This is a genomic window from Galbibacter orientalis DSM 19592, assembly GCF_000260115.1.
GTDB lineage: Bacteria > Bacteroidota > Bacteroidia > Flavobacteriales > Flavobacteriaceae > Galbibacter > Galbibacter orientalis.
Genome location: NZ_JH651379.1, coordinates 1,315,992 through 1,332,389 on the forward strand (window position 1 = coordinate 1,315,992; position 16,398 = coordinate 1,332,389).

16 protein-coding genes and 1 pseudogene are annotated in these 16,398 nt (G+C 33.3%); 11 read left to right on the forward strand and 6 right to left on the reverse strand.

Annotated elements, in window-relative coordinates:
* Positions 1–21: 21 nt before the first annotated feature.
* From JOOMADRAFT_RS19830 to JOOMADRAFT_RS05910, 5 genes and pseudogenes are all read left to right on the forward strand, one after another.
* Positions 22–294, forward strand: a pseudogene (locus JOOMADRAFT_RS19830) (conjugal transfer protein TraK); the annotation flags it as partial.
* Positions 275–1,234: a conjugative transposon protein TraM gene (traM, locus tag JOOMADRAFT_RS05895; RefSeq protein ID WP_040879557.1), complete on the forward strand. Its 960-nt coding sequence runs from the start codon at positions 275–277 to the stop codon at positions 1,232–1,234. The pseudogene JOOMADRAFT_RS19830 and the gene traM, both read left to right, overlap by 20 nt.
* A gap of 87 nt (positions 1,235–1,321) precedes the next feature.
* Complete coding sequence (locus tag JOOMADRAFT_RS05900) at positions 1,322–2,122, forward strand: DUF4138 domain-containing protein (RefSeq protein ID WP_008611958.1); 801 nt, start codon at positions 1,322–1,324, stop codon at positions 2,120–2,122.
* Positions 2,123–2,217: 95 nt separating this feature from the next.
* Positions 2,218–2,961 (forward strand): DUF6577 family protein, encoded by a 744-nt coding sequence (locus tag JOOMADRAFT_RS05905; protein ID WP_008611959.1) that lies wholly within the window; start codon positions 2,218–2,220, stop codon positions 2,959–2,961.
* Between the two features lie 28 nt (positions 2,962–2,989).
* Positions 2,990–4,051 (forward strand): nucleotidyl transferase AbiEii/AbiGii toxin family protein, encoded by a 1,062-nt coding sequence (locus JOOMADRAFT_RS05910; protein WP_008611960.1) that lies wholly within the window; start codon positions 2,990–2,992, stop codon positions 4,049–4,051.
* A 59-nt stretch (positions 4,052–4,110) separates the two neighbouring features.
* On the opposite strand, the gene JOOMADRAFT_RS05915 is transcribed toward JOOMADRAFT_RS05910, so the two are convergent.
* The 3 genes from JOOMADRAFT_RS05915 to JOOMADRAFT_RS05925 form a co-directional block, all read right to left on the reverse strand.
* On the reverse strand, positions 4,111–5,442 hold the full coding sequence (locus JOOMADRAFT_RS05915; protein WP_008611961.1) for a site-specific integrase: 1,332 nt from the start codon (positions 5,440–5,442) through the stop codon (positions 4,111–4,113).
* 160 nt (positions 5,443–5,602) lie between these two features.
* Positions 5,603–6,019, reverse strand: a complete 417-nt coding sequence (locus JOOMADRAFT_RS05920; RefSeq protein WP_050989662.1) for a hypothetical protein — start codon at positions 6,017–6,019, stop codon at positions 5,603–5,605.
* A 609-nt stretch (positions 6,020–6,628) separates the two neighbouring features.
* Positions 6,629–7,000: a hypothetical protein gene (locus JOOMADRAFT_RS05925; protein ID WP_008611962.1), complete on the reverse strand. Its 372-nt coding sequence runs from the start codon at positions 6,998–7,000 to the stop codon at positions 6,629–6,631.
* Between the two features lie 95 nt (positions 7,001–7,095).
* Between JOOMADRAFT_RS05925 and JOOMADRAFT_RS05930 the strand changes: the two genes are divergently transcribed.
* Complete coding sequence (locus tag JOOMADRAFT_RS05930; protein ID WP_008611963.1) at positions 7,096–7,992, forward strand: DMT family transporter; 897 nt, start codon at positions 7,096–7,098, stop codon at positions 7,990–7,992.
* Between the two features lie 61 nt (positions 7,993–8,053).
* Here JOOMADRAFT_RS05930 and JOOMADRAFT_RS05935 read toward each other — a convergent pair whose 3' ends face one another.
* Together JOOMADRAFT_RS05935 and JOOMADRAFT_RS05940 are read right to left on the reverse strand one after the other, a co-directional pair.
* The gene (locus JOOMADRAFT_RS05935; protein WP_008611967.1) at positions 8,054–10,117 is read right to left on the reverse strand and encodes a M16 family metallopeptidase; all 2,064 of its coding nucleotides are present in this window, start codon (positions 10,115–10,117) and stop codon (positions 8,054–8,056) included.
* A gap of 9 nt (positions 10,118–10,126) precedes the next feature.
* On the reverse strand, positions 10,127–11,458 hold the full coding sequence (locus tag JOOMADRAFT_RS05940; protein ID WP_008611968.1) for a M16 family metallopeptidase: 1,332 nt from the start codon (positions 11,456–11,458) through the stop codon (positions 10,127–10,129).
* A gap of 189 nt (positions 11,459–11,647) precedes the next feature.
* Here JOOMADRAFT_RS05940 and JOOMADRAFT_RS05945 point away from each other — a divergent pair, with 189 nt between their 5' ends.
* From JOOMADRAFT_RS05945 to JOOMADRAFT_RS05965, 5 genes are all read left to right on the forward strand, one after another.
* Positions 11,648–12,109, forward strand: a complete 462-nt coding sequence (locus tag JOOMADRAFT_RS05945; protein ID WP_040879953.1) for a DUF4199 domain-containing protein — start codon at positions 11,648–11,650, stop codon at positions 12,107–12,109.
* Between the two features lie 97 nt (positions 12,110–12,206).
* Complete coding sequence (rplU, locus tag JOOMADRAFT_RS05950; protein WP_008611970.1) at positions 12,207–12,875, forward strand: 50S ribosomal protein L21; 669 nt, start codon at positions 12,207–12,209, stop codon at positions 12,873–12,875.
* Positions 12,876–12,943: 68 nt separating this feature from the next.
* Positions 12,944–13,204 (forward strand): 50S ribosomal protein L27, encoded by a 261-nt coding sequence (gene rpmA, locus JOOMADRAFT_RS05955; protein WP_008611971.1) that lies wholly within the window; start codon positions 12,944–12,946, stop codon positions 13,202–13,204.
* A 140-nt stretch (positions 13,205–13,344) separates the two neighbouring features.
* The gene (locus tag JOOMADRAFT_RS05960; protein WP_008611972.1) at positions 13,345–14,931 is read left to right on the forward strand and encodes a tetratricopeptide repeat protein; all 1,587 of its coding nucleotides are present in this window, start codon (positions 13,345–13,347) and stop codon (positions 14,929–14,931) included.
* A 165-nt stretch (positions 14,932–15,096) separates the two neighbouring features.
* On the forward strand, positions 15,097–15,513 hold the full coding sequence (locus JOOMADRAFT_RS05965; protein ID WP_157136658.1) for a carboxypeptidase-like regulatory domain-containing protein: 417 nt from the start codon (positions 15,097–15,099) through the stop codon (positions 15,511–15,513).
* Here the strand turns inward: JOOMADRAFT_RS05965 and JOOMADRAFT_RS05970 are convergent.
* Positions 15,510–16,388 (reverse strand): IS982 family transposase, encoded by an 879-nt coding sequence (locus JOOMADRAFT_RS05970; RefSeq protein WP_008610872.1) that lies wholly within the window; start codon positions 16,386–16,388, stop codon positions 15,510–15,512. The genes JOOMADRAFT_RS05965 and JOOMADRAFT_RS05970 overlap by 4 nt on opposite strands.
* Positions 16,389–16,398: the final 10 nt, after the last annotated feature.

Sequence of the window (16,398 nt, forward strand, 5' to 3'; positions counted from 1 at the left end):
TCAGTTTGGCAAGAATTTCCAGTATATAATCGTCTCTTGCAGTATTCGCTTATACAGAAGGTCATCAGCATTCAATCTCATGTAGCAATAGAAAGCGAACCCTATCCATTCAAAACGGTAACTACTTTCCAAATCAACCGGGGTGCCATAACCGATACCTACGAACTTATATCCAGCGGAAACCTGATCCATGTGGATCGGAACTTTCCGCATAATCCCCATGGATTATTAGTTACCGACTATTTTGAAAATACACTTAGAAAACTTAAAGATTATGAAAATCCAGAAAAGTAAAATCGTAATGGTATTGATCATTGCAAGTGTGGTCTTGTTTATTGTTTTTTATGCCATCATCACCTTTGGAAAGGATGAGGATACGACTATTAAAAACAATCAAGTACCTGTTCCTAAACTAGGTGAAGAACAGAAACAATATGAAAGCAAAATGGAGGCTATCGAAGCCTTAAAAGAAGAACGGGAAACCAATGCGCCAAGTGTCTATGATGAACGGTTATTAGATTCTCTGGGATACTACAATGCCGACCAGGATAGTATCCGCAAAAAAAGAATAATTGACAGTGTCTATTTCTTAGGGCAAAAGCGATATGAAAACATTTCAGCATTAAAACAGTTAGAAAGTAATTATTCAGAAGGGCCTAAGGAGCCCATATTTCAAGTTTCTGATATTCCTGAGACCGATACTTCTATTATCGAAGAAAAAGAATTACAGGTTAGCGTAAAGGAACTGGGATTGGGACATCAACTATTTTTTGCATCTGATCCAAAAGAAAATCTAGAACAACTTATACGTCATACGGACAAAGAATTAATGGCGCGCGTAGATGGCACACAGACCGTAAAGCAAGATTTTAGATTGCGTATGCGGCTTTCTAAGTCAGCCAAAATTGGCGGTGATATAATTGAGAAAAATACCCTGGTGTATGGTTTTGTAAGTTTTAAACCAAACCGAACCATCCTAAATATTGAACATCTCAATGGACGCGCTATTCAGTTTGAAGCGTATGATTTGGATGATGGTAGTAAAGGTATTTACATAGAAAACAGTTTTCAGGAAGATGTACGAAAACAAGTCGTAGGTGATGTGGTCGATGATATCAACATAGCTGGAGTTCCGCAAGTAAGTGGCATCAAACAACTTTTTAGAAGGAGTAACCGACAAGTTAAAGTGACTGTAATGGACAATTATCAACTAGTATTAAAACTTAAGCAATGAAACAGCCTTAATTATTTCTTGAACACACAAAGGGATGATTATATGGATGTTCCATGTGATATTTAAAAAACAATAAATTATGAACACATGAAAACAATACTTGTACTTATAACTATAATTTTTTCGAGTTCTTTAAAAGCTCAATCTGTATCAGATACGCTGTATGCTAATAACAAAAAGAATGTTGCCTTATTTTTTCCGGAAGCTATCCGCCAAGGGATAACTGGAGCCTCTCATTTTGTGTTTACCTATAATCGGGAGACAAAACAATATTTCGGATTATTGCAAGCGCAGCCTGGTGAAGTAAGTAATTTGTTGGTTGTAACAGAAGACGGACAGGTGTATTCATATATTTTGAAATATGTTGAACAGCTACCAAAATTAAATTACTTTATATCAAAAGCAGAAAGCATTGGTTCGGAAGTACCGTTGTCGGCGGAGCCAAAACCAAAGCAGAAACGGTTGGATAGTATTGAGAAGAATTTCGAATACTTTAAATCCTTCAGTACATACCTGCTTAAAACCAAGCCTAAAAGAATAGCTGCAAAACAAAAGAATGGGATTAAAATACAACTTCAGAAAATGATTTATCACAAATCCGAAATCTATTTAGTAATGGAAGTATTCAATACTTCTGGCATTACGTTTGAAACTGATTTTTTAAAAGTTTATAGTGTCAGTGGTAATAAAAAGCGAAAATCTTCTTATCAAAGGCTTGAAATGAAACCAATTTACATTTGTAATCATCCTAATAAGATATGGAATGGTCAATCGCTTCGCTTTGTATATGTGTTACCTAAATTTGTACTTGGAGATAAGGAAAAATTATTGATGGAATTACAGGAATTGAATGGGAGCAGGAAGGTAACTTTGTCAACTAGACTTTGAAAATTATAGATGGAATAAAAATATTAAACTTCGGCAGTAAAAATAATTTACTGCCGAATCTTAGCTTTTTATTATCTTTGTCCAAATGAATTGTTTTGTCATATACATCTTTACATATCGATAAGTTAAAGGAAGGATTTATTCCTGGTCAAAAAATAACCATTCAGGATATTGTTGATTTCTATGAACAATTTAATGAACGGATAAAACGATCCACTATAGATTGGAGAATCTATAAGCTGACCCAAAAAGGAATCCTACATAGGTTATCAAGGGGGGTCTATGCGCTTTCAGAGGGTGAAATTCAAGAGTATGTCCCCGAAACCGACAAATCCCTAAAAAAACTATTCAGGAAAATTAATGACCAGTTTCCGTTTGTTAATACTTGTGTATGGTCTACTAAATGGCTCAATGAATTTATGCTTCACCAGCCTGGTCGGTTTTACACCATACTGGAGGTGGATAGGGATGTTATGGAATCCGTGTTTTACGCATTGAACGACCAGGGCAAAAATGTATTTCTTGACCCTTCAACAGAGATACTGAACCAATATGTGGCCAATGCAAAAGAGCCTGTTATAATAACACACTTGACCACAGAGGCTCCTATACAAGAGGTTAATCAAGTAAGTACAACAACCCTTGAAAAAATGTTGGTTGATATCTATTGCGACCCGGATTTGTATGCAACTTTTCAGGGTGCAGAACTACAAAGGATATATCAAACTGCTTTTGATAAATACCATATCAATGAGCCGAGAATGTTGCGTTATGCCACGAGGAGAACTAAAAAGTCAGAAATACAAGAGCTAATAAACAAATCAAAACAACGGCAGTAAATTATACTTACTGCCGAATCTTAGAACAATGATACACCCGGATTCACTAACAATAAAATGGATAGATGATGTTGCAAGAAAATATAAATCCGATCCTATACTAGTCGAAAAAGTAGTACGGGCATTATACTTGTTGGAACATCTTCAAAATAGTAGGCTTGATTATATATTTAAAGGCGGTACCGCACTCATGCTGTTACTTCCTTCTCCCAAAAGACTATCAATAGACGTGGACGTTATTGTTTCCAATAGACCACAGAAAATCGAGGAAATTTTTAGTGGTGTTATTCAAAATTCAGATTTCCTTGAATTTGCGGAAAACGAACGTGAAATAGAATCGGATATAGAGAAGGCGCATTATAAATTCTATTATAAACCGGTTACTAACACGAAAGCAGAGAAAGAATATATTTTGTTGGATATTCTGTACGAGGAAAGCCATTATGAGGATTATACTGCTGAAATTGAAATTGCTTCCATATTTACAAAATCAGAATGGGACAATTTAACGGTAACAGTTCCTATACCTGAAGCCATTCTGGGGGACAAACTAACGGCGTTTGCACCCACTACAACAGGCGTTCCTTACAACAGAGAGAAGGAAGTGGAGATTATCAAACAACTGTTTGATGTTGGCCATCTATTTGATATGGTTGAAGACATGGAAATTGTTTCTACTGTGTTTAATCAATTTGCCAAGACCGAGCTGTCGTATCGTGGTATGAAGAATCTAACCCCGGAAGATGTTTTAAAAGACATATTTGAAACAGCAATGGTTATTGCTACCAGGGGCAAAAGCGGTAATGGGAATTTTACTGAGCTTCATAAAGGTATTCAGAACATCAAAAATTATATCTTCTCTGAAAACTTTCATATAGAGCGTGCCATGATACCGGCAGCAAAGGCTGCATACATATCAGCCTTGCTTCAAACAGGAGCAAAAGAAATAGAACGATTTACAGATCCAAGAGAATTAACCCATTGGATTATAGAACAACCTTTCGAAACCCGATTGAATAAACTAAAAAGGTCAAATCCGGAATCATTCTTTTATTGGTTTAAAGCCTATATGCTTTTATCAAGGTCCTGAAAAAATGTAAGACATAGGGACACTATTTCTTTCAAATATTTGTTTCGAACCTTACAAAATTAAAAATTGATAACACTATCTAAAGCCTCATCAGCTTCTTTGTGAATGAAGTTCGCTTGATAATTCAATGTGGTTTTAAGATCACTATGGCGATACAGTTTTTGAAGCATTAAGGGGTGTATCTTATCACCGGCTATATTACCAAAACTATGTCGGGCTATATGATTCGATAGTTTTTTTTCCACCTTACATTGTTCAGCTATTCTCTTAAGGTATTTATTGAAGAGCGCTGTTGCATTACGTGTTTTTACAAAAATATCTTCTACATCTTTAGGGTTTGCTTCCTTCAAAAAAGGAAATACATAACCGTTATTGAACCTCTTTTCTTTTTTGTACCATTTTAAAATGGTTTCTGCCTTATCCGGAATTTTAAGGCTAAGAGGCTTTTCGTTCTTATTCATAACATAGAATAGGCGGCCATCTTTAAAGTCTTCCCATTTTAACTGTACTATATCGGATATGCGAATTCCTGCAAAATAAAAAGCAACTAACCACACGTTTCGAGTATGCCATATAGAAGTCCCTTTTTTTAATTCTAAATCTTCTATACGCTCTATTTCTTCAATGGTTAATCCTATTTTATGACTAGAACCAATACGTATCTTTTCCTTATCCCCGGCAAATGGATAGAATTTTGAATCAACCACACCATTTTTTATCGCCATATTAAATAACGTCCTAATAAAAATAAGTTGATTGGTAATAGTTCTTGTTTTTTGACCAAGATATGCTGCACAAAAAGTTTTATATTTTTCGATGAACCTCTCATTAATATCTTGAAATCGTAAAGATTCTTTCTTTTTAAAATGCGTAAGGGAATCCATCAACGAAAATTCAGATTTACGACCTTTGCTGATACGTTCCTTCCGGCGGTCTTCAATCCCTTTAATTGCTTTTTTTCTACTCATTGACGTTTTTAAATTTAAAAACTCTTCCAAATTGTATAATATGGATAATTCTGATTTTGCCACTGAAAAAGTACCACGGTCATATTTGGTTTTTATCCGTTCAGCTGCAACCGCAAAAAATGACTTAGAGCCTCCGGCTCCTTTAAGCTTTTGTTTTGCCGTCTTTGGGGAAACATAATCATTGGCATCAAAGTAAATATTATTTACTTCCATAAGCTTTTTCATCAAAAACATATTTACCTTTTTATGGTTAGGATGAGAGCTTTTTACTTTACCAGTATCTTTATCCCAATCTTTTTCTAGTACAGAATGACCTATCCATTTGTAGTTAGTTCTATAGTTTTCACTAATACGAATAGCCAATGGAATAGTTTTGTCTTTCTTAATCATATTCTTGCGTAGAACGATTTTTACATTTGCCATATCTGATAATTTATACAGTTATAAAGTTAAAAAATTATAAAGAAAAACTAGTACAGAATAAGTACAGAATAAGATGGTTTTAAATGGTTTTAAATGCTATTTTTTAAAATTCGAATTTTATTATTTAATTGATATTCAGTAGTTTAGTTGTTGTTTGATTTTATTGTAATAAAGCTCCAAAACCTGAAGATTCTGTATTAAATTCTCCTCCCATTATGTTGCCTAATGTCATCTCTTGAGCAGTATAATTTGCCATTGCCATTAACGTAATTTTGTTTGACGGCGCATACATAATTCCTAGCATATGCATATTCATAGGCATACTCTTTGGGGTAATCATATATTGTGAAAGTGCATCGCTGTATGGAGCATCGCTACTTCCGCGGTTTAAGTCTTCCATATTCATATACATATACCGGTAGGAAAACATCCATTCTCCTTTAGAGTGAGTGTGGTCTCCCATTACCGATATTGGTGCATGTCCATCTGGTCGTCCAGATGTCCATTTTGTAGTTTCTTCCTGTGCTTGTACTATTGAAATTGCCATGAAGAGCATGGTAGCTATATATTTTTTCATTTTTTTCTTGATACAAATGTGTTATTGTGCTAGTCTTAAAAGTAATTTGTAATTGTTAAACTGATTTGTCAAGCTGAACTTGTTGAATTAAGCTTGTCGAACTGAGCTTATCGAGCTGAGCTTGTCGAAGTTTCACAACGAGCTTAGGACGATATTTATAGTTTTGATACTTTTTAGACAGACACTTTTTTTTAAATGTTAGTGTGCTGTTTTATACTCCAATAATTATGAAATAACCATTATAAATCTTCTCAACCTTGTTGGAGGAGAGCGCTTTTTGGGTATTCAAAAAAACGTAGTTAAAACAACTGTTTTAAAATCAAACTTGTCATAGAATCAACTACCTCAGGGCAAGCCCACAAGGTATTCAAAGGATACAAATTTAATTAATATCGACGCAGAGCCCTTCGGTAAATTCAGCACAGGCTCTGGGGAATTAGACTCTCTATGAGGGATTAAATATTCGAAAGAGGTGTTTTTAAATAAATTGTTTTCAGTTTGGGAGTTCTCCCTTTTGCGTTAGGGATTGAAGCAAGCTACCGCGTAGCGCGAAAAGCCCGCCCGAAGGGAACGCCCAAATAAAATAATTGTTTCGAATAAATAATATGATTAAGAAAAAATAGGAGGGTGGAAATATTGGTAGCTATTAAGAAAGCTATATTTATTGGTATAATTGTTTGTATTTTTTAAATCTGATGGAGAAAAAGTGGTGTTTTCTAATGTTAAAACGGTAACAAACCCTATTGGATACTCTCTTAAATCTATAGAAGGTAAGTTTTGCTTTTTTTCATTGCGTTGCTCTTCTAACATCTGCATTAAATAACATTTCCCATCACAATGCATTTCGGGTTTGTCTTTATTAATACATAAATACTCGGCAATATAATCTTGATTTACCACATAATCGAATACTGGCAAAACTGGTTTTAGCATGGCCAGCATGTACAATAAAGTAAATAATATTGGGTAAATTCTTAACATCAATGTTATTGATTATACAATTGCAAAAATATATAAAAAAGCGATAGAATCTACTTTAAAAATCTCAATTTTGCGACTTCAAAAAAATGTGTTGGATGGATACGAATCGGAAAAAATGGATTTATTTAATTGTACTTTCTCTTATTTGGGGAAGTTCCTATATCTTAATTAAGAAGGGATTGGTTGGATTAACACCAATTCAACTTGGAGCGGTACGTGTACTATTTTCTTCTATTTTTTTATTTCTGATTGGTTTTAAGTGGTTGTGGAAAATAGACAAATCAAAATGGAAATGGATTGCAGCCTCTGCAATGAGTGGGACTTTTATTCCTGTATTTTTATTTGCATATGCCGAAACGGAAATTGATAGTAGTATTGCGTCAATATTAAATTCTTTAGTGCCTTTATTTACAATTTTTATTGGGTTTTTGGTGTTTAAGGTTGATTTTACAAAAAATCAAGTAGTTGGTGTGGTTGTGGGATTACTAGGTGCGATTTTACTTATTTTTCAAGGTGCGAATGTGAATCCAGGGCAGAATTACTTTTTTGCACTTTTGGTGGTAATTGCAGCAGTTTGTTATGCTATCAATGCTAATATTGTAAAATCTAAATTGCAAGAAGTTCCTGTAATGGCAATCTCAGTTGGGATTTTTGCGGTTATGATTTTTCCTGCAATTATTGTCTTACTTTTTTCTGGAGTTTTTAAAACGGAAACATTACAGAATGAAGCTTTTCAAACTTCCTTACTTTATATAGCAGTTTTAGCTGTATTTGGGACTGGGATGGCTAAAATTTTATTTAATAAACTCATTCAGATCTCAAATGCTGTTTTTTCAACATCTGTTACTTATTTAATTCCTGTTGTTGGTATTTTTTGGGGAATTTTGGATGGAGAAAAGTTTACATCTATTCATTTATTAGCCTCAGGAATTATTCTTTTAGGAGTTTATATTGTAAATAAGGGGAGAAAAAAAGAAACCCCAAAAACATAATGTTTTTAGGGTTCTTTAACTCGTGAATTGAGATTGTTATAAAAAAATCTTATTGAAATCTCTATTCAAAATCTGCTTCGGTTAATTCAGGATTTATTATTACTTCTGTAAGAGTGCTTTCTACAGTTTGTCCGCCAAGAGCTGCCTTTTTTACGGAAGGGAATTTAATTCCTTCATAGTCTTTATAGTCTAAAAGCAAGGCTTCTTGATTTTGAGTTTGTCCTCCCATATTAATTACCGCTAATTCTTTTACTTTTAGACCACTTTCAGTATCATAAAAATAAAATGCTTGAACGGCTTCTCCAGGAACTTCAACTTTATAAGCATCTTTTCCTTCTACTTTTTCAATTCCAACTACTTTAACAGCGTCATTAGTTAGCAAAGTAAGTTCTGGAAATATTCCAACAGCATTTTTCATATCGTTAACCATTGCTGGAGGAAGTGGAACTTTATTACCGCCTTGTTTCATAAATACTTCCGTTTCGTTTGCCACAACAGCCATCATCGGACTCCCATTCATGTAGGTAGTTTGCGCATATTTATTGGCAGTTCTTTTTTCTTCAGCCTTAATTGTTGCACCATTAAAACTTCCTTCGTAGGTAAATGAGATAGAATTTAAAGCTGAAACTTTATCTTTTCCTCCAATGGCTTCGATGTATTTATTTAAAACACTTTCTGCAGTTACATCTTTTGGAATAGCAACATTATAGTTTGGCTTTTCAATTTTATTAGCCTCTTTGTCATAATAAGTAACAGGGTAGTTTAAAGCTTCTAATTTGTCTGCTACCTCACTACCTTTTCCTGTAACTACAATACGAGCATTATCGGCTTTAAAATATTTGTTGGCCACTCTTTGTACATCTTCTACAGTTACTGCATTAATTTTTTCAAGATAGTTTACATAGAAATCATCTGGTAAATTTCTAGTTTTAATATTTAGGGCATATCTAGCAATTGTTCTTGGGTTTTCTAGCGCAATTACAAAATCTCCAACATATTTAGCCTTAGCATTAACTAAATCTTCCGCACTAACAGGTTCAGTTCTAATACGTTTTATTTCTTTCATAAACTCAACAACTGCACTATCTGTAACCGCATTTCTTACACTTGTAGAAGCAGAAAAATTTGATGCATTGTATTCGTCTGTATCTAAATAAGACCTAGCTCCGTATGTATAGCCATGAGCTTCGCGTAAATTCATATTAAGGTAACTGTTAAAGCTTCCTCCAAAAATATGATTTGCAATAAGTGCTGCATGGTAATCTTTGTCAGACATTTTAAGGTCGATCATATTTCGAACTTTAATTTCCGACTGCACAGCGTTAGGCATGTCTATAAAATCTATTTGAGTATACTGCACGTTTCTTGGAGCTCCGTAAGTTACTCCAGGAGCACTGTCTTTTTTCCAAGAAGAAAAGTTGTCTCTTACTAATTTCTCAACTTCCAAAGGTTTAACATCTCCAACAATAACTAAATAAGCTTTCTCTGGTTTGAAGTAGGTATTGTAAAAATTAGTAGCATCTTCTAAGCTTACATTATTAAGTGTTTCTTCTGAAATAAATTCCCCATAAGGGTGGTTCTTTCCATAAGATAAAGCGTTAGTAACTCTAGAAGCAATAGAAGAAACATCGTTTTCTGAAGATTTTATACCTTCTTCCAATTGCTTTTTCTTTTTATCAAATTCTTCTTGACTGAAAACAGGATTAAGAGCCCCATCTGCCATTAAAGAAAGTATCTCAGGAAAATATTTAGATAAACAACTAGCATAAGCACTTTGAGATCCAAAATTAATATTGGCGCCTAGAAAATCAATTCTTTCGTTGTACTCATCTTTTCCAATAGATGTAGTTCCGCTTCCCATAATATCACCTGCAAGTTGAGAAACTCCAGCTTTTTTACCTTCTAAAACAGGAGAATTGTCTATTGTTAGTGTTACGGAAACTCTTGGTAATTTATGGTTTTCTACAACCATAACTGTAAGGCCATTTTCTAAAACAAAAGTTTCAGGTTCCTCTAAATTAATAGTAGGTGCTGGTCCTGGAGCAGGTTGTTTTGAGCGATCTATTTGTGCAAAGGTAAAACCTACACAAAATAATAATAGTATCGATAAAATTTTTGTCTTCATAAGGATATTTTATTTTTCTTCTTGAGTAGATTTTGGTAGATACTCAATACGAACACGTTGATTTTTATTTAAATATTTATTGGCAACTCTTTTGATGTCTTCTTTGCTGATATTTCTATAAATTTCAATTTCAGAATTAATCAAGTTTGTATCGCCATAAAGCATATAATATCTAGCTAATGAATTTGCAACCCCAGAAATACTTGCATTGGAGTTTACAAAATCGTTTTCCATTTTATTCTGAAGCTTTGTATAATCGTTATCAGAAATTAAAGAAGTTTGTAGCTTTTTTATTTCTTCGTCTATTTCAGTTTCAAGCTTTGAAAGCGGAACATCTCCTAATGGAAGCGCAAAAATATTATACATACTATAATCTTCTTGAGATCTATTAAAAGCAAATACTTGTAAAGCTGTTTTGTTTTCATCTACCATTTTTTTGTAGAGTTTAGAGGTTTTTCCGTCACTCAAATAGGTAGAAATCATGTTAAGAACATAGGCATCTTTGTCTTTCATTGAAGGTGTTCTATAGGAAAGTGCTAATGCAGGAATTTGAATGTTGCTATCATATTCCGTAGCTGTAATTTCTTGAGTAATAGGGTCTTCTTTAGGATGATTTCTAACGATAGCTGCTCCTTCTGGAATAGGACCGAAATAGTCCTTAATCATTTTTTGAGTCTGCTCAATATTAATATCTCCAGCAACCACTAAAACAGCATTGTTTGGAACATAGAATTTTTTATTAAACTCTTGGAATTCTTCTAATGTAGCGGCATCTAAATGATCCATAGACCCAATAACACTCCATCTGTAAGGGTGTTTGGTAAATAGATGCGGCTGGATAGCCGTACCGTAGCTAAGTCCGCCATAAGGAGCGTTGTCTACACGCTGTCTCTTCTCTTCTTTAACTACCTCATTTTGCGTTTCTACCCCTATTTCGTTTATAATTGGATGCATTAATCGTTCAGATTCCATCCAAAGTCCTAACTCTACTTTGTTAGAAGGGAAAACTTCATAATAGTAAGTTCTATCTGCCGTTGTATTTGCATTGTTGCTTCCGCCGTTAGAGCTCACTATTTTAAACCATTCGCCTCTCCCGATATTTTCGGTTCCTTCAAAAAGTAAATGTTCGAAGAAATGTGCGAAACCAGTACGTTCCGGATTTTCATCTTTAGATCCTACATGATACATAACAGAGGTTGTTACTACAGGAGCTGTGTTGTCTAGATGAAGAATAACATGCATGCCATTGGCAAGATCATATTCTTGGAATTTGATTTCTTGAGCATAGGAAGTAGCGAAAATTGCAGTACCTAATGCTAAAGAGAGTAATTTTTGTTTCATAATGAAAAATTGTTTTAGTAGTTATTTGACAAATTCCATGCGGAAATGTTACAAAATATTTTTTTAAAGTTAGAAAAATACTGATTTTATTCTATAAAAAAAATGGATTGAATGAAAATTAAAAAATCTTTAACTTTCTTAATGTGTTTTTTTCGTAACTTAATTGTCTATAAACCAAATATTAATCACATGGATTCAAATAAGTTGTATTTAAAATATGGTATTTATATAGCAATAGGTCTTATAGCTTATTTTTTAATTATTAAATTAATAGGACTTCAAGAATACATATGGTTACGTTTGTTAAACGGACTTATAGTGGGGTATGGGATTTATTCAGCAATAAAAAAACGCAAATTACTAGAAGGAGATAAGTTTGATTATTTTAAAGGATTCAAATCTGGTTTATATTCAGGATTTGTAGCAACTGTAATTTTTGTGGTTTTTATGGCTATCTATATGTATCATTTAGATCCAGAATTCCCAAATTCTATCATGGATTCTTGGATAGAAGATTACAATCAAGGGCCTGGAATACTGATATTTATCTTGTTTATAGAGGGCTTGGCTTCCAGTGTGGTACTTACCTTAACCTTTATGCAGAAATTTAAACCAAGTTGGAATACAAAAAAAAGTGTGCAAAACGTATAAAAACATTTGTTCTTTAATGATTTAGCAGTATATTTGCACCCGCTTAAATTTTATTTAGGCAAGGTTTATATTAGTTAAATTAATTAATTATTACGCTATGTACGCAATTGTAGAGATAGCAGGGCAGCAATTTAAAGTTGCGAAAGACCAAAAAGTTTTTGTTCATCGTTTGGCTTCTGAAGAAGGAGATAAAGTATCGTTTGATAACGTACTTTTGTTAGATAATGATGGCGATGTTACTTTAGGCGCCCCGGCTATAGACGGAGCTTCTGTTGAAGCAAAAGTCGTTAAGCACCTTAAAGGTGATAAAGTTATTGTTTTCAAAAAGAAAAGACGTAAAGGTTACCGTAAGAAAAACGGACACAGACAATCTTTAACGGAAATCGTTATTGAAAGCATCGTAGCAAGTGGAGCTACAAAAAAAGCAGCTCCTAAGAAAAAAGCAGCACCAAAAGCTAAAGAAGAGGCTAAACCTGCAGCAAAAAAAGCTACAACAAAAAAATCTGCTTCTAAAAAAGGAGACGATTTAAAGAAAATTGAAGGAATTGGACCAAAAGCAGCTGAGGCTTTAACAAATGCAGGCGTTGATACGTATGCTAAGTTAGCTAAAAAATCTGCTGATGAAGTTAAAGAAATTTTAACGGAGGCTAGTTCTACTTTAGCTCACTTAGATCCAGGAACATGGGCAGATCAAGCAAAACTTGCTGCTGATGGAAAATGGGACGAGCTACAGAAATGGCAAGACGAATTAAACGGTGGTAAATAATCCATCGAGAGTTTTAAAATAAAGTATAATTTTCTTGAGTTAAATCAAGAGCATTAAAACCGAAAGAAATGGCACACAAAAAAGGTGTTGGTAGTTCTAAGAATGGTAGAGAATCAGAATCGAAACGCTTAGGTGTTAAGATTTTTGGTGGTCAAGCTGCTATCGCTGGGAACATCATCGTAAGACAAAGAGGTACCTCTCACAATCCAGGTGAAAATGTATATATGGGGAAAGACCATACATTACATGCTAAGGTTGATGGTATCGTTAAGTTTCAAAAGAAAAGAGATAACAGATCATACGTTTCAATAGAGCCTTTCGAGGCCTAGTGAGCTCAATCTCTTATGGTACTAAACCCTTTCTAATTTAATTAGAAAGGGTTTTTGTTTTTAATACAACATTTTGTTAACACTAGTTTAATCATTTCAATTTCCTAAAAAAGTACTTTTCAAAATTTTAAAGTACTTTGATGAATCTTTATAAATACTTTTTAGTTTTCTTCTTATGTTGCTCTTGCTTTATACAATCGCAAGAAATTAGTAATGATTCTATCCTTTCTCAAACGGTTGATAGCGTTTTTTTTAAGCTGAAAAAAGAACTCACTCAGGCAATAGATGCAGATAACGATACTATTGTGCTTCAAAAATATATTGAGTTCGCCGATTTTTATAAGAAGTCGGGTGCCGTAAACGAGGCAATAGTTAATTATCAAATAGCAGATACTATATTAAAAGATAAAAAGGACACTTTGAGAGTCTATTTAAAACTTCAAATTGGAGCTGTAAACTTTTCGGTTAAACAATTTGAAATTGCTAAATCTGCTTATAAAGAAGCTCTTGAGATTTCAGAAAAAATAGATTATATAAAAGGAGAAGCTTTAGCGCAAAGTGCTATTGGAAGTTGTTTTGAAAAGCAAGGAAATTATAATAAGGCGCTCTTTCATCAGTATAAAAGTTTACCTCTTTTTGAAAAAATACACGATAATATTGGACTAGCGCTTGTAAATGAGAATATAGGTAGTATTTACGAGGATAAATTGGCTTTTGATAAAGCATTTAATTATTTCCAGAAAGCACTTGACTATATTGTTTTAACTGATGATGTTGATAGGAAAATTAATATTTTAAACAATTTAGGAGACGCTAAAAGGAAAGATGGAAAATATGAGGAGGCTTTAATTTATACGCTCCAAGCTAAAGAAATGGCTATTGAAACTTCTAATAAGCATCAACTAGAGAGCGCTTACAAAGACTTGTCTAAGAATTATGCCCTTACTAATAATTATGAAAAAGCATATCTAAATTTAGGGATTTCAGATTCCATTAGAGATGAAATTTTATGGCGGCAAAATGTACAGCAGGTAAATGCATTACAAGCGCTTTATGGAGCAAAAAGTAAGCAAGCTAAAATTGATTTATTAGTAAAAGAGAATCAGGTTAAATCTGCTCATGAAAGTTTGTTGATACTAGTTATTGTTGTGCTCCTTGTGCTAGCTGTTATTTTGTATTTCTATTTTAAGAAACGAAAAGAGAATGCTATTAAACTTCAGCACTATAAACAAAAGGCGCTTCAGGCTGATTTGGAGAAAAAGAAAATAATTGAAGAGAATCTACAAAGGGAAATTCAGTTAAAAACATCCTCATTATCAAAATATAGTCTCCATTTAGCGCATAAAAACAAAACACTTTCTGAGGTTGCACATACCTTGAAAAACTTGAAAGGGAGAAAGCAAATAGATATTCAAGGAAAACTTACAGAAGTAGTAGAGGTAATAAATGAAGATTTATCTGAGAAACAAGAATGGGAACAATTTATGGGGTATTTTGAACAAATACACCCCAGTTTTTTTAAAAAACTAGAAAAAAAGTCTGTAGAGGAATTATCTCCTTCGGAATTAAGATTATGTACACTTTTAAAACTAAATCTTTCTTCTAAAGAAATAGCTTCTATTTTAAGAATAACTCCAGATAGTATTCGGATTGCAAGATATAGATTGCGTAAAAAGTTAACCATAGCTTCTGGAGATAAATTAACTCGTTTTTTACATCAGCTTTAGTGAATATTAAGGCAATTGCTCTTTTTGTTAATTCAATGTTACGTAATCATAAATGTTGCCTTTGTATACTATCTAAATATGCATTTTAATTACATTTTGTTTTCATCAGTTTTACCTCCTAAAGTATTGTTAAATATAGATTTGCATAAAAACAAACCTAATTTTATGAAATCATTTAAATTAATTTTTACAATCTTAATTGTTGCCTTTTTTACGAGCAGTATGAGGGCTCAAAATGGGAATGTTCAAGGAACTATTACCGATGAAAACGGTATTTATGTTCCAGGAGCTACAGTTTTAATACAAGACTTAAATAAAGGAGTAGTTTCCGATATGGATGGTAAGTTTACTTTTATTGCACTTCCTGCCGGAAAGCATCAACTTCTAATTAAATATCTAGGATTTACAGATTATTTTCAGGAAATAGAAGTGCTAGCAGGGCAAACTATTTCCGTAGCTGTAAACCTTAATTCTGAAAGTTTAGAACTTGAGGGAGTGGAAGTATCTGCATATGGATTAAGTGGACAATCTAGAGCCTTAAATACCCAAAAAAATAATACAAATAACCCGTTGTGCATTTAGGCAATATTGATTTTTAGGTTATTGATATTTCTGTTGAATTCAAATATGTTTATATATTGAATGACCGTCATAGCCGTAATCTTAGATAATATTCTGTTTTTGAATCCCTCAAAAGATTTAGCATAATTCCTTCGAATCATAAATTGGTCGCAAAGTTGAGAAAACAATGTTTCAATACGCTTTCTGGATTTCTTAAAAACGTACGGCTGCTCCCTATAGTTATGCTGGTTTGTTCTCATAGGGGTTTCAAGTCTAATATTATGATATTCAAATAAATTCAATTGATATTCAGCCGACAAATACCCTTTATCACCAAGTAATATGCAATCACTTAATTGATGCTTTATATCCTTTAAATAATTAATATCGTGCACAGAGGCTGGACTAATATCCATACTTTCGATAACACCCTGAGCAGAACAGACAGCATGTAATTTATATCCATAATAATGGCTTGATTGACTTGCACAATATCCTTTTTCGGGCAGACTGTAGTTTTGTTCTTTACATATCTTACTTCTAGCGCTTCTTGATAATTTACAGACCTCTAACGGCATACTGTCAACAATATAACAATGCTCAGATTTATTCAACTTTCTCACTAATGCCTTGCGAAGTGATTCTCTAAAAGAAAACAACTTACGCTTTCTTCTATTGTAGACACTGCGCTCTATTTTGCTGGATAGACCAGCAGGTAACATTCGAAAAAGCTGGCATTCACTATCAACACTCATATATTCTGATGTTAAATCAATAGCTATAAGCTCTTTATCTCTTAATTTAGGTTTACGGATTTGATGTAAATAATCCATTTTACAATCCAATTCTTTTAAAACCTTGAGGATTTTGTCGTAATTTGCTTGAAAGTTGTGCATATAAATTATA

Coding starts and splice junctions, on each gene's coding strand:
- traM (WP_040879557.1), top strand. CDS start 275: ATGAAAATCCAGAAAAGTAAAATCGTAATGGTATTGATCATTGCAAGT.
- JOOMADRAFT_RS05900 (WP_008611958.1), top strand. CDS start 1,322: ATGAAAACAATACTTGTACTTATAACTATAATTTTTTCGAGTTCTTTA.
- JOOMADRAFT_RS05910 (WP_008611960.1), top strand. CDS start 2,990: ATGATACACCCGGATTCACTAACAATAAAATGGATAGATGATGTTGCA.
- JOOMADRAFT_RS05915 (WP_008611961.1), bottom strand. CDS start 5,442: ATGGCAAATGTAAAAATCGTTCTACGCAAGAATATGATTAAGAAAGAC.
- JOOMADRAFT_RS05920 (WP_050989662.1), bottom strand. CDS start 6,019: ATGAAAAAATATATAGCTACCATGCTCTTCATGGCAATTTCAATAGTA.
- JOOMADRAFT_RS05925 (WP_008611962.1), bottom strand. CDS start 7,000: ATGTTAAGAATTTACCCAATATTATTTACTTTATTGTACATGCTGGCC.
- JOOMADRAFT_RS05930 (WP_008611963.1), top strand. CDS start 7,096: ATGGATACGAATCGGAAAAAATGGATTTATTTAATTGTACTTTCTCTT.
- JOOMADRAFT_RS05935 (WP_008611967.1), bottom strand. CDS start 10,117: ATGAAGACAAAAATTTTATCGATACTATTATTATTTTGTGTAGGTTTT.
- JOOMADRAFT_RS05940 (WP_008611968.1), bottom strand. CDS start 11,458: ATGAAACAAAAATTACTCTCTTTAGCATTAGGTACTGCAATTTTCGCT.
- JOOMADRAFT_RS05945 (WP_040879953.1), top strand. CDS start 11,648: ATGGATTCAAATAAGTTGTATTTAAAATATGGTATTTATATAGCAATA.
- rplU (WP_008611970.1), top strand. CDS start 12,207: ATGTACGCAATTGTAGAGATAGCAGGGCAGCAATTTAAAGTTGCGAAA.
- rpmA (WP_008611971.1), top strand. CDS start 12,944: ATGGCACACAAAAAAGGTGTTGGTAGTTCTAAGAATGGTAGAGAATCA.
- JOOMADRAFT_RS05960 (WP_008611972.1), top strand. CDS start 13,345: ATGAATCTTTATAAATACTTTTTAGTTTTCTTCTTATGTTGCTCTTGC.
- JOOMADRAFT_RS05965 (WP_157136658.1), top strand. CDS start 15,097: ATGAAATCATTTAAATTAATTTTTACAATCTTAATTGTTGCCTTTTTT.
- JOOMADRAFT_RS05970 (WP_008610872.1), bottom strand. CDS start 16,388: ATGCACAACTTTCAAGCAAATTACGACAAAATCCTCAAGGTTTTAAAA.